Source organism: Pseudomonas sp. ChxA (assembly GCF_030263855.1).
Taxonomy (GTDB): domain Bacteria; phylum Pseudomonadota; class Gammaproteobacteria; order Pseudomonadales; family Pseudomonadaceae; genus Aquipseudomonas; species Aquipseudomonas fluorescens_CB.
The window spans coordinates 3,063,125-3,075,787 of the sequence record NZ_JARPMK010000001.1; the positions used below are offsets into that span (position 1 = coordinate 3,063,125).

9 protein-coding genes are annotated in these 12,663 nt (G+C 60.7%); 5 read left to right on the forward strand and 4 right to left on the reverse strand.

Annotated elements, in window-relative coordinates; all coding sequences use genetic code 11:
• Position 1 precedes the first annotated feature (1 nt).
• Entirely contained in the window at positions 2–847 is an 846-nt protein-coding gene (locus P5706_RS13745) for an ABC transporter permease (protein ID WP_069787205.1), read from the reverse strand.
• A complete protein-coding gene (locus P5706_RS13750) occupies positions 844–1,872 on the reverse strand; it encodes an ABC transporter ATP-binding protein (RefSeq protein WP_285679557.1) in 1,029 nt (342 codons plus the stop codon). The genes P5706_RS13745 and P5706_RS13750 overlap by 4 nt, the downstream gene beginning before the upstream one ends.
• Positions 1,873–2,114: 242 nt before the next feature.
• Here P5706_RS13750 and P5706_RS13755 point away from each other — a divergent pair, with 242 nt between their 5' ends.
• The gene (locus tag P5706_RS13755; protein WP_285679558.1) at positions 2,115–2,945 is read left to right on the forward strand and encodes an IclR family transcriptional regulator; all 831 of its coding nucleotides are present in this window, start codon (positions 2,115–2,117) and stop codon (positions 2,943–2,945) included.
• Positions 2,946–4,083: 1,138 nt separating this feature from the next.
• Here P5706_RS13755 and P5706_RS13760 read toward each other — a convergent pair.
• Complete coding sequence (locus P5706_RS13760) at positions 4,084–4,749, reverse strand: response regulator (RefSeq protein WP_138815127.1); 666 nt, start codon at positions 4,747–4,749, stop codon at positions 4,084–4,086.
• Positions 4,724–8,107: an ATP-binding protein gene (locus P5706_RS13765; RefSeq protein WP_285679559.1), complete on the reverse strand. Its 3,384-nt coding sequence runs from the start codon at positions 8,105–8,107 to the stop codon at positions 4,724–4,726. The genes P5706_RS13760 and P5706_RS13765 overlap by 26 nt, the downstream gene beginning before the upstream one ends.
• Positions 8,108–8,409: 302 nt before the next feature.
• Here P5706_RS13765 and urtA point away from each other — a divergent pair, with 302 nt between their 5' ends.
• The 4 genes from urtA to urtD all read left to right on the forward strand — a co-directional run bounded on the left by urtA (position 8,410) and on the right by urtD (position 12,661).
• A complete protein-coding gene (gene urtA / locus P5706_RS13770; RefSeq protein ID WP_138815129.1) occupies positions 8,410–9,618 on the forward strand; it encodes an urea ABC transporter substrate-binding protein in 1,209 nt (402 codons plus the stop codon).
• A gap of 178 nt (positions 9,619–9,796) precedes the next feature.
• The gene (gene urtB, locus P5706_RS13775; protein WP_053256607.1) at positions 9,797–10,714 is read left to right on the forward strand and encodes an urea ABC transporter permease subunit UrtB; all 918 of its coding nucleotides are present in this window, start codon (positions 9,797–9,799) and stop codon (positions 10,712–10,714) included.
• 10 nt (positions 10,715–10,724) lie between these two features.
• Positions 10,725–11,906 (forward strand): urea ABC transporter permease subunit UrtC, encoded by a 1,182-nt coding sequence (gene urtC / locus P5706_RS13780; RefSeq protein ID WP_285679560.1) that lies wholly within the window; start codon positions 10,725–10,727, stop codon positions 11,904–11,906.
• Positions 11,903–12,661: an urea ABC transporter ATP-binding protein UrtD gene (gene urtD, locus P5706_RS13785; protein ID WP_200433577.1), complete on the forward strand. Its 759-nt coding sequence runs from the start codon at positions 11,903–11,905 to the stop codon at positions 12,659–12,661. The genes urtC and urtD overlap by 4 nt, the downstream gene beginning before the upstream one ends.
• Positions 12,662–12,663 lie beyond the last annotated feature (2 nt).

A 12,663-nucleotide genomic window follows, 5' to 3' on the forward strand; every position in this document is an offset into this window, starting at 1 on the left:
CTTAAACCCCCAGGGACTTTTTGTAGCGGCCTTCGACCATGCGGTTCCAGCTCAGCATGATCAGCAAATTGACCAACAGCAGCACCACCGCAATGGTCGCGCCCATGGGCCAGTTGAGTTCCGAGAGGTACTGGTCGTAGACCACGGTGGCGACCATTTTCAGGCGGCGTCCGCCGAGCAGGCCGGGGATCGCAAACGAACTGGCAGCCAGGCCGAACACGATCAAGGTGCCGGACAGCACACCGGGCATCACTTGCGGCAACACGATCTTGCGCATCACCGTGGCCTGGCTGGCGCCCAGCGACAACGCCGCCTGTTCCGCCGACGGGTCGAGCTTTTGCAGCGAGGTCCATACCGGGATGATCATGAACGGCAGCATCACGTGCACCAGTGCAATCACCACGGCGAACGGCGTGTACAGCAGCTTCACCGGGCGCCCGCCGAGAAATTGGATGACTTGGTTGACCAGCCCATCGGCGCCGAGCAACAAGCTCCAGCCGAAGGCGCGCACCACCACCGAAATCAGCAGCGGCGTGAGGATCAAAATCAAAAAGATCGAGCGCCACGGCGTGCCCATACGGCTGAGGATGTAGGCTTCGGGTACGCCGATCACCACGCACAGCAGGGTCACCAAGGCGCTGATCCAGAAGGTGCGCCAGAAGATCTCGTAGAAGTACGCATCGCTGAACAACGACAGGTAATGCGCGAAGGTCCACTCATCGGCCTTCACGCCCACCTGGTAGTCGAACACGTTGAACGACAGCACCAGGGTCATGAACAGCGGCAGGATCAGCAGGCCGCTGAACAGCAGCAGGGCCGGCAACGACAACAGATAACCACGGCTCATGCGCGCACCTCATCCGCCGCTAGTACGCGCAGCAATTCGGCGTGCCAGTCCAGGCCCACCGCCGCGCCGCAACCGAGCGGCGCGCTGCCGTCGTTGCTGCGTACCACGGTGATTTCGCCCAGAGGCGTCTGGATGCGGTAGAGCCATTGGCTGCCGAAAAAATAGCTGTCGAGGACCTTGCCTTGCAGGCGGCCTGCGCCGGCATCCACCAGCTGGATTTTTTCCGGGCGCAGGCTCAGTACCAGTTCGCCGTCGCCGCCGATATGCCGCACTTGGGGAGTGCCGAATTCGTCATAGTCACCCGCCAGCAGATTGGCCTTGCCGACAAAGTCCGAGATAAACCGCGTACGTGGGTGTTCGTAAAGTGTGTATGGCGCGTCGATCTGGGTCACGCGCCCGGCCTGCATCACCACCACGCGGTCGCTGATTGACAGCGCTTCGGCCTGATCGTGGGTGACCATCAAGGTGGTGATGCCCACGGCGCACTGGATGCGGCGGATTTCAAACTGCATTTCTTCGCGCAGGTTGGCATCGAGGTTGGACAGTGGCTCATCGAGCAGCAGCACGGGCGGCTCGATCACCAGCGCACGCGCCAGGGCCACACGTTGGCGCTGGCCGCCGGACAACTCGCGCGGGTAGCGCTCGGCGTGTGGGGCCAGGCGCACCAGTTCCAGCACGGTTTTAACTTTGCTGGCGATCTCGGCGGCCGGCACTTTGCGCATCTTCAGGCCGAAGGCGACGTTGTCGCGCACGCTCATGTGCGGGAACAGTGCGTAGCTCTGGAACACCACGCCCAAGCCACGGCTGGCGGGTTTGGCGTGGGTGATGTCGCGGCCGTCGAGCAGGATCTGCCCGCCGCTCACGTCGACAAACCCGGCGATCATTTGCAGGGTGGTGGTCTTGCCGCAACCTGATGGGCCGAGCAGGGAAACGAACTCGCCTTTTTCCACTGCAAGGTCGGTGGCGACCACAGCATCGACGGCGCCGTAGCGTTTGCTCAAGGCGTTGAGTTGGAGAAAAGCCATGTCTGCGTTCCACCTTTTTTGAGTCGCGTCGAAACGCGCTTTTTTGTTTTGGGCAGATGCGAAAAGAGTGTTGCGGGTGCGTTGGCGCTCGATCTCAAGTCGGCTGCTCGTTGTTGTTCATTTCGCCCCTGTGGACGCAGATTAGGACGAAGACTAGGATGTGCGGAAGATGGAATTTCACTGAACGGACTATTATTTTTAGTTTTATTCATTCAGCAGAATTAATGCCGAGATTACGTGTTATGGATTCCACTGAGCGGAATGAAAACGGTAAGGAAGTCGGCGCGGGCAGCGTCTCGCGTCTGTTTGCGTTATTGCGCACGTTGGGCGAAGTGCCCGAAGGCGGCGAACGTGTGACCCAGCTCGCGCAGCAAGTCGGTCTGTCGCAACCCACAACGCACCGCCTGCTGCGCAGCCTGATGGACGAAGGCATGGTTGAGCAGGATGCGCGCAGCAAGCGCTACCGCCTGAGCCTGGAATTCTTCGCCCTGGCGGCCAACGCCGGCAAGACCGGCAACCTGCGCGACCTGGTGCGCCCGAGCATGTTGCGCCTGAGTGCGTCATTGGGGGATTCGCTGTTTCTGCTGGCGCGCAGCGGCTTTGATGCGATTTGCCTGGACCGCAGCGAAGGGCCGTATCCGATTCGCACCTTCACGGGCGATATTGGCGGGCGTGTGGCGCTCGGCGTGGGGCAGGGCAGCCTGGCGATTCTGGCGTTCTTGCCGGAGGAGGAGCGCGAGACGGTGATTCGCTACAACCTGCCACGCCTCAAGGATTTTCACCTATATGACGAGGTGTTGTTGCGCTCCGAGGTCGAGAATGTGCGGCGCCTGGGTTATGCCGCGCGCAATACCGGTGTGCTCGAAGGCATGGCCGGGTTGGCGGTGCCGATTCTGAATCGGGATGGGCATGCGGTGGCGGCGCTGAGTGTGGCGACCATCAGTGACCGCCTGGGGCCGAGCCGTTTGCCGATGGTGGTAGAGTTGCTCAAGCGCGAAGCGGCGGCGATCGGGCCACGGATTAATCCGTTTGATCCGACGTTGCGTCGGCCGTCGCAGGCCTTTGGTGGCTAGCTCATCTCAACCCCATGAAGAACCGCTTTTTTGTGGGAGTTGGGTTGCCTGCGATCGCGGGCTTTCGGTGTACATATCCATTTCTGCGGTAACGGCTGCTATTGGTTCCGCTCTTACAGCGGGTCACTTTTGTAAAGACACAAAAGTAACCAAAAAGTCTTCGCCCCAACACTCGGTGCCTCGCTTAGGCTCGGCATGCCCGCAATCCGCCAGTGATTTGGGGGGCCGCCGCGATGGGCCATCCTTGGCCCAGCGCGGCTAAACCGGCATCCCTGCCGGTTTACCCCCCAAATCCCTGTCGAATTCCGGCCATCGTGTTTAACGGGGCGATTTCAGATCAAGATCAAAAGCGCAGATCAAAAGACCGCTGACTTCGTCATCGAAAAGGATGTAAGGGCCAGAGCAACAGCAACAGCAACAGCAACAGCAGAGCCATACTCGGTCAAAGGTGGGAGCTGGCTTGCCTGCGATGGCATCAACCGGGTATACCTGACACACCGAGGTGTCTGCATCGCAGGCAAGCCAGCTCCCACAGAAAAGCAACTCTATCAGTGCATGCAAATCCGCAGCCGACCTCATATTCAGAACTGCATGCGGTCAACTGTGGGAGCGGGCTTGCTCGCGAATGCGGTGTATCAGTGACAGATAAATTGACTGACCCACCGCATTCGCGAGCAAGCCCGCTCCCACATTTAGACCGCGTTGCATCAGGTAGATAGGCTTTTGCCTTGCACTTGGTCTGGCTTTTGATTCAACCACTCAGGTCGGCTTTCAGGCCGCCGTGCTGTAGATCTTGATCTTGATCTGCTTTTGATCTGAGACGCCCCGTTAACCACGATGGCCGAACGCAGGCTTGAATCCGTGGGTAACCCGGCAGGACGCCGGGTTAGCCGCGCTGGGCCAAGGATGGCCCATCGCGGCGGCCCACGGATTCAAGCCGGAGTGAGGGCATGCCGAGCCTAAGCGAGGCACCGAGTGGTGGGGCGAGGACTTTTTGGTTACTTTTGACTGGGCCGGCATTCCGGTCCTTGCAAAAGTGACCCGCTGTAAGAGCGGAACCCTACTCAGCCGTTACCGCAGCAACGGATATGTACACCACCAAAAGACCGCCACAGCACGCAACCCAGCTCCCACCTGTTCAGATCGCAGCTAACGCAACCGAGGTGGCAGCCGTGCGGGTTTCTACGCCGAGTTTCACATACACATGCTCCAGGTGTTTGTTCACGGTGCGCGGGCTCAACCCCAGGATATCGCCAATATCCCGATTGGTTTTCCCACACGCCACCCAGCGCAGCACCTCCACCTCACGCTCGGTCAACTGAAACCTGGCCGATAACAGCCGCTGCGCCGGAGCGTCCTCCAGGGTCAACACACTCGGTTGCGTCGCCGCGCGTGCCGACAGCAGGATGCGCGACGTGCGCAAATGCGCCGCCACCCGCGCCAGCACTTCATCGGTCTGGATCGGCTTGGTCACGTAATCACTGCCGCCCACCTCAAAGCCCTGCACCACATGCTTGCTGTCGGTCAGCCCGGTCATGAACACCACCGGAATATCCGCGCTCTCAGGTTGCGCCTTGAGCCGACGGCAGGTTTCAAAGCCATCCAGGCCGGGCATCATCGCATCCAGCAATATCAGGTCGGGCCGCCTGCGTTGCACACGGTTCAAGGCGCTGAGGCCGTCGAGGGCCACCAACACCATGTAGCCGGCGTCGTCGAGGGCGTCCGAGAGCATGGCGAGGTTGTCCGGGGTGTCGTCGACGATCAGCACCACGCCGGGTTCAGTGCTGCGGGTGGGCGCATTCATCTTCGGCCTCCTTAAGCGTTCGGTTGAGTTCATCCAGGCGGAAACCCTTGAGCAAACCACGCACTTTGCTGATGAAGGGTTCCGCATCCGGGTTGCGTGCCAAAATGGTGTCGAGTTTTTCGTGCAGGCCGCGCACATAGCCGATGGCGCTGAGTTCGGCGAGCACGGCGAGGTCTTCGGGGCTGGGCAGCACGCTGTGCCGTGCGGGTGCCGTGAAGGTTTTGGTGCGGCGCAGCCATTGCAGGTCCAGGTGCTGTTGCAGGCTCCCGAGCAGCTCCGGGGTGCGCACCGGTTTGGCCAGGTAGTCGTTGCACGCAGCGGCAATACTGCGTTCACGGTCGTCGGTAAAGGCGTTGGCCGAGATCACGATAATCGGCGCGGTGGACAGCGCATTGCGGCGGATCAAGCGGCTGGTCTCATAACCATCCAGGGTCGGCATCGACAGGTCCATCAGGATCAGGTCCGGTGCCATTAACGCCACCTGGCGGATCGCATCCTGGCCATTGCTTGCCTGGATCACTTCAAACCCCAAGGGCGTGAGCAGGCCGCTGAGTACTTTGCGATGGTCCACATGGTCGTCCACCACCAGGATGCGTCGACGTGCGCCCTGATAACCGACAATGTCATGCTCCACATGCACCACCGCTTGCGGGGCGCGTACCTGGGATAGAAACAGGCGCACCTGAAAGCAGGTGCCCTTGTCCCGTTCGCTGGTCACGCGCAGCTCGCCGCCCATCAACGCGGTGAGCATGCGCGTGATCGTCAGCCCCAGGCCCACGCCCTTGTCCTGGCGCATCAGGTCGCCGCGTTCGAACGGCTGGAAGATCCGTTCGATCTGCTCCGGGTCAATACCGATACCGGTGTCGATGATTTCGAAGTTGGCGGTTTCGCGCATGTAGCTGACCCGCAGGCACACTTCGCCGCTGTCGGTAAAATTCACGGCGTTGCCGAGCAGGTTGATCAGGATCTGCCGCACGCGTTTTTCATCACCGCGCACTACGGCTGGGATCTTGCCCACGCAATCCAGGCGAAACCCCAGGCCTTTGTCTTGGGCCTGCGGCGTGAACATCTGTTCCAGGTCATGGATCAGCTCGGGGAAGGGGATTTCGGTGAGTTCCAGGCGCAGTTTGCCCGCCTCGATCTTGGCCACATCCAGCAAGCCGTCGATCAACGACACCAAGTGCGAACCGCTGCGCAGGATGGTCGCCAGGGCGTCTTGATGTTGCTCGGGCATGGCCGGGTCGCGCTGCAGAATCTGGGTGAAGCCGAGAATGCTATTGAGCGGCGTGCGCAGCTCGTGGGACAAGCCGGTGACATAGCGGCTCTTGGCCGCGTTGGCGGCTTCCGAGGCTTCCTTGGCCTGTTGCAGCGCCTGATCGGTGAGGCTATGGGCGTCGATTTCGTGCATCAGCAGCAGGGTCTGGCGGTCGGATTCTTCCTGGGCGACGCGCCGGCTTTCGCGGGTCAACACCACCCACCAGGCGAGTACGGCGGCCAATACCGAAAGGGTCAGGAAAGCCTTGAAGAAGGCTTGGTAAAGGGTTTCCGAATGCGGCAAACCCCGGGCGGCTTGCACGTAGATCAACGCCAATGCCCCCGCGAGCATCAGCACCAGCGCCAGCAACAACCCCAGGTAATGCGCCAGCCGTGTGTGCAAACGCGGCATCAAGGTGTTGGGCAGCAACCCGCGCAACAGGCTTTCAAACTGGTTGGCCAGCCGCCCATGGGGTTTGCAGCGGTCACCGCAGCGCGCATCCAGTGAGCAGCACAACGAGCAGATTGGCGTGCTGTAGGCTGGACAGAACGCCATGTCGGCGGTTTCGAACGGGTTGCTGCACAGGCCACAAACCGCGTGGGTTGCAGGCGCTACCGGGTGAATCAAATGCGCAGGGCTGGTGCGTGCGATGTAGTACTTGCCGCGCGTCAGCCACGCCAGCAGCGGTGCCATCACCAGCGCCGTGCCCAGTGCCACGAACGGCGGTGCAGCCTCGGCCAGCGCGCCGAACAGGCCGAAGTGGGCGAGGATCGACAGCAGCGACGCGATCAGCATCGAGCCGACGCCCACCGGGTTGATATCGTAGAGGTGCGCACGCTTGAACTCGATGTGTTTGGGCGACAGGCCCAGCGGCTTGTTGATCACCAGGTCCGCCACCAACGTGCCGATCCAGGCAATCGCGATATTGGCGTACAGCCCCAGTACTTGATCGATCACATCGAACACGCCCAGCTCCATCAGCATCAGCGCGATGGCCACGTTAAACACCAGCCACACCACGCGGCCAGGGTGGCTGTGGGTGACGCGGGCGAAGAAGTTCGACCAGGCCAGGGAGCCGGCGTAGGCGTTGGTCAGGTTGATTTTCATCTGCGAGATGAACACGAACAACACCATGGCGCCGAGTGCCCATTCCGGCGAGCCGAACACGTAGCGGAATGCAACCAGGTACATCTGCGTTGGCTCGGCCGCGCGCTCCATGGGGATTTCATGTTGCAGGGCCAGAAACGCCAGGAACGCGCCGGCGAACATTTTCAATGCGCCGGGGATGATCCAGCCCGGGCCGGCGCAGAGCAGGGCGGCCCACCAGCGCTTGCGGTTGGCGGCGGTTTTTTCCGGCAGGAAGCGCAGGTAGTCGACCTGTTCGCCGATTTGCGTCACCAGCGACAGCGCCACGGTGCAGGCCGCGCAGAACGCCAACAGGTTAAAACTGCCGCCATCGCCACTGCGCCCGACGAAGCTGGTCCAATCACTGAACGCATCGGGGTTTTTCCACCACACAAAGCCGTAGGGCAGTACCAGCAACAGCAGCCAGATCGGCTGTGTCCACAGTTGCAGGCGGCTGATCAGGGTGACGCCATAGGCCACCAGTGGAATCACCAGCAGCGAACAGATCACGTAGGCGATGGCCAGCGGGATATGAAAATACAGCTCCAGGGCCAGGGCCATGATCGCCGCTTCGAGGGCGAAGAACAGGAAGGTGAAACTGGCGTAGATCAGCGAGGTGATGGTTGAGCCGATATAGCCAAAGCCGGCGCCGCGGGTCAGCAGGTCCATGTCCACGCCGTAGCGCGCTGCGTAATAACTGATCGGCAGGCCCGTCAGGAAGATCACCAGGCTGATGGTCAGGATCGCCCAGAAGGTGTTGGTGAAACCGTAACTCAAGGACAGCACACCGCCGATGGCTTCCAGCGCCAGGAACGACACCGCGCCCAGGGCCGTGTTGGCGATGCGCAGTTCCGACCATTTGCGAAACGACTTGGGCGTGTAGCGCAGGGCATAGTCTTCCATGGTCTCGTCGGCGACCCACGTGTTGTAGTCGCGGCGGATCTTGATGATGCGCTGGGTGCCGGAAGGAGGGTGCACGGTGGGAGGCTCCGGGGAGAGGGCGGGTACAGATGAGCAAGTTCCATGCCCCGATTCAAAATGTGGCAGCTGGCTTGCCTGCGATGGCGCTGGGTCAGCCACTGCAGAGGTGACTGGATAGACCGCTATCGCAGGCAAGCCAGCTCCCACATTGATCTGCGGTGGCGAGGCGGGCGCGATCCTGCCCTGAAAAGGTGCGCAGCGGCATACGTCAAATGACGTACCCCGTTACGTCAGGCTGCGTATACCCGTGCTGGCTGCCTGCCGCCATGCTGAACCCCTCATTGCAGAGGAGTCGCCCCATGGCATCACGATTGATTCGCTCCACACCGCTGTTGGCCTTGTCATTACTGGCGGCCGCTCTGTTCAGCCAGGGCGTGCTGGCCGATAACGAAGGCTTGGCCGTGACCCCCACCGAAGTCACTGTCGGCCAATTGCACTCGGCCACCGGCACCATGGCGATTTCCGAGACCGGCTCGATCCAGGCCGAGCGCCTGGCCATCGAGCAGATCAACGCCTCGGGCGGGATCCTGGGACGCCAGATCAAGGTGATCCAGGAAGACGGCGCTTCTGACTGGCCGACCTTCGCGGAAAAAGCCAAGAAGCTGCTGGTCAACGACAAGGTCGCCGCCGTGTTCGGCTGCTGGACCTCGGCCTCACGCAAAGCCGTGTTGCCGATCTTCGAGAAAGAAAACGGCTTGCTCTACTACCCGACCTTCTACGAAGGCCTGGAACAGTCAAAAAACGTGATCTACACCGGCCAGGAAGCGACCCAGCAGATCCTCGCCAGCCTCGATTGGATCGCCAAGACCAAAGGCGCCAAGACGTTCTACCTGGTCGGCTCGGACTATATCTGGCCGCGCACCTCGATGAAGATCGCGCGCAAGCACATTGAAAACGTATTGCACGGCACTGTGGTTGGCGAAGACTACTACCCGCTGGGCAACACCCAATTTGGTTCGCTGATCAACAAGGTCAAGCTGAAGAAGCCTGACGTGGTCTTCGCCGCGGTCGTGGGCGGCTCCAACGTGGCGTTCTACAAACAGCTCAATGCGGCGGGTGTGAACTCATCCAAGCAAACCCTGCTGACCCTGTCGGTCACCGAAGACGAACTGCTGGGCATCGGCGGCGAAAACATGGCCGGTTTCTATGCCTCGATGAAGTACTTCCAGAGCCTGGACAACCCCAATAACAAGGCCTTCGTTGCAGCCTTCAAGGCCAAATACGGCAAGGACGCGGTGATCGGCGACGTGACCCAGGCCGCCTACCTCGGGCCGTGGTTGTGGAAAGCGGCGGTGGAGAAGGCCGGCAGTTTCGACGTGGATAAAGTCGTCGCTGCAAGCCCTGGCATCGAGCTGAAAAACGCGCCGGAAGGCTACGTGAAGATCCACGAAAACCACCACCTGTGGAGCAAGTCGCGCATCGGTGAAGTGCAGCCTGATGGCCAGTTCAAGGTGATCTACGAGTCGGATCTGATCGAGCCGAACCCGTTCCCCAAGGGCTATCAATAAGTTTCAGGCACACACAGATCCAACTGTGGGAACTGGCCTGGTGTGGGAGCGGGCTTGCCTGCGATGCAGGCGACCCGGTCTTGCAGCCAGACCGAGGTGATGCCATCGCAGGCAAGCCAGCTCCCACATAAATCAACAGCAGATTGCATTTCAACCTCCCGCTCAGGAGACCATCATCATGGAATGGCTATCGGAATTTGGGGCCATCGCGGCAATGCAGGGGTTCAACGGTTTGTCCGTGTTCTGCGTGCTGTTGCTGATGGCATTGGGGCTGGCGATCATCTTTGGTCAGATGGGCGTGATCAACATGGCCCACGGTGAGTTTCTCACCATTGGCGCCTACACCACCTACGTGTGTTCCAGCCTGACCGCGCATTTTGCGCCGAGTTTTCAACCCTATTACTTCTTCTTCGCCATCGCCCTGTCATTCCTGGTGGCCGGGGCCGTCGGCTGGCTGGTGGAGTGGGCGATGATCAGCCGCCTCTACAAACGCCCGCTGGACACCTTGCTCGCCACCTGGGGCTTGTCGCTGGTGATGCAACAAACCTTCCGCTCGGTGTTCGGCGCCCGTGAAGTCAGCGCCGAGCCGCCCGCGTGGTTGATGGGCTCGGTGAACTTCACCGATGCCATCGAAATTCCGCGTAACGGCCTGTTCATGATGGGCCTGACCTTGCTGCTGACCGCTGCGATATTTTTGATGCTGTACCGCTCGCGCTGGGGGTTGCAGGTGCGCGCCACGGTGCAGAACCGTTTGATGAGCCGCGCAGTCGGCATTAACACGCGCAAGGTCGACCGCATGACCTTCGCCCTCGGCTGCGGCGTGGCCGGCGTGGCGGGTGCGGCGTTTACCACCATCGGCTCCACCGGGCCGACGGCGGGTTCGCAGTACATCGTCGACACCTTTTTGGTGGTGGTGTTCGGCGGCGCGCAAAGCCTGTTCGGCACCATCGCCTCGGCGTTCGTGATTGCCCAGACCCAATCGCTGTCGGAGTTTTTCCTCAGCGGTTCGATGGCCAAGGTGCTGACCTTGTCGTCGGTGATTCTGATCCTGATGCTGCGCCCGCAAGGGTTGTTCTCCATCAAAGTGCGCAAGTAGAGGCGAGCAGATGAAGGCTTTAGACAAGCTGCTGGGCGGCCAGCAAAACCTGATCGGCATTGTGCTGTTGGCGCTGCTGATATTGGTGGTATTCCCCCTGACGCTCGATGCGTTTCGCCTGAACATGGTCGGCAAGTACCTGACTTACGCGTTCGTCGCGGTCGGGCTGGTGCTGTGCTGGGGTTATGGCGGCATTCTCAGTTTGGGCCAAGGCGTGTTTTTCGGGGTTGGCGGCTACTGCATGGCGATGTTTCTCAAGCTTGAAGCGTCTGACCCCGAGAGCACTAAAATCCAGTCCACACCGGGCATTCCGGATTTTATGGACTGGAACCAGATCACCGAACTGCCCTGGCTGTGGCAGCCGTTCCACAGCCTCAGCTTTACCCTGGTGGCGGTGATTGCGGTGCCGGTGCTGCTGGCGTTCGTGATCGGCATGGCGCTGTTCAAACGGCGTGTGGGCGATGTTTATTTCTCCATCGTCACCCAGGCGATTGCGCTGATCCTTACGGTGCTGATCGTCGGCCAGCAAGGCCTCACCGGCGGCGTCAACGGCATCACCGACCTCAAGACCCTGCTCGGCTGGGACCTGCGCACCGACAGCGCGAAGCTGATTTTGTACTTCATCAATGCCGGTTTGCTGTTTGGCTGCATTTTTATCGGCCGGTTTATCCTCGCGTCCAAGCTCGGCCGGTTGCTGATGGCCATGCGCGACAAGGAAGAGCGTGTGCGTTTTTCCGGCTATGACGTGGCCAGTTTCAAGATCTTTGTGTTTTGCGTTGCGGCTGCGTTTTCGGCGATTGGTGGGGCGATGTTTGCCTTGCAGGTGGGCTTTATGTCGCCCTCGTTTGTGGGCATCGTGCCGTCGATCGAAATGGTGATTTTCGCCGCGGTCGGCGGGCGCATGTCGCTGCTCGGCGCGGTGTATGGCGCGCTGTTGGTGAACTACGGCAAGACCTATTTTTCCGAGTCCTTCCCGGAGTTGTGGCTGTACCTGATGGGCGGGCTGTTTATTGCCGTGGTCATGTACTTTCCCAATGGTTTGGCCGGATTGTGGGAAAGCCATGGGCGTCAGGCCCTGGCCAGGTTGCTGCGGCGCAAACCGCTGGTGAAAACCTCAACCCCAGCTCCCAGCCCAGCCTCAACTTCAGCCAACGCCACAGCCAACCCCGAGATCCTGGAGACCCAGCCATGACCGCCGTCGGCTTTGAAATGAAAAAACCGGTGCTGGCCATCGAAGGCCTCACCGTGTCATTCGACGGCTTCAAGGCGGTCGACAACCTTAACCTGTATATCGACCGCAATGAGGTGCGCGTGGTAATCGGCCCCAACGGCGCCGGCAAGACCACGGTGCTCGACCTGATCTGCGGCAAGACCCGCGCCACCAGCGGCAGCATCCAGTTCGATGGCCAGGAACTGACCAAGATGCGCGAGTACAACATCGTGCGCGCAGGCGTGGGGCGCAAGTTCCAGAACCCATCGATCTATGAAAACCTCACGGTGTTCGAGAACCTCGAGATGTCGTACCCGGCAGGACGCAAGGTCTGGGGGGCGCTGTTTTTCAAGCGCAGCGCCCAGGTGGTCGCGCGGGTGGAAGAAGTGGCCAGGGAGATCTTCCTCGGCGACTTGCTGCAACAACAGGCCGACCTGTTGTCCCACGGGCAAAAGCAGTGGCTGGAAATCGGCATGCTGTTGATGCAAGACCCCGAGCTGCTGATGCTCGACGAGCCGGTGGCGGGCATGAGCGTCAATGAGCGCGCGCAAACCGCTGAATTGCTCAAGCGCATCAGCCAGGGCCGTTCGGTGCTGGTGATCGAGCACGATATGGAGTTCGTCAAAAGCATCGCCCACAAAGTCACGGTGCTGCACCAGGGCAAGGTGCTGGCCGAGGGCAGCATGGAGTCGGTGCAAAGCAACCCTAAAGTCATCGAAGTGTATTTGGGCCACTGAGG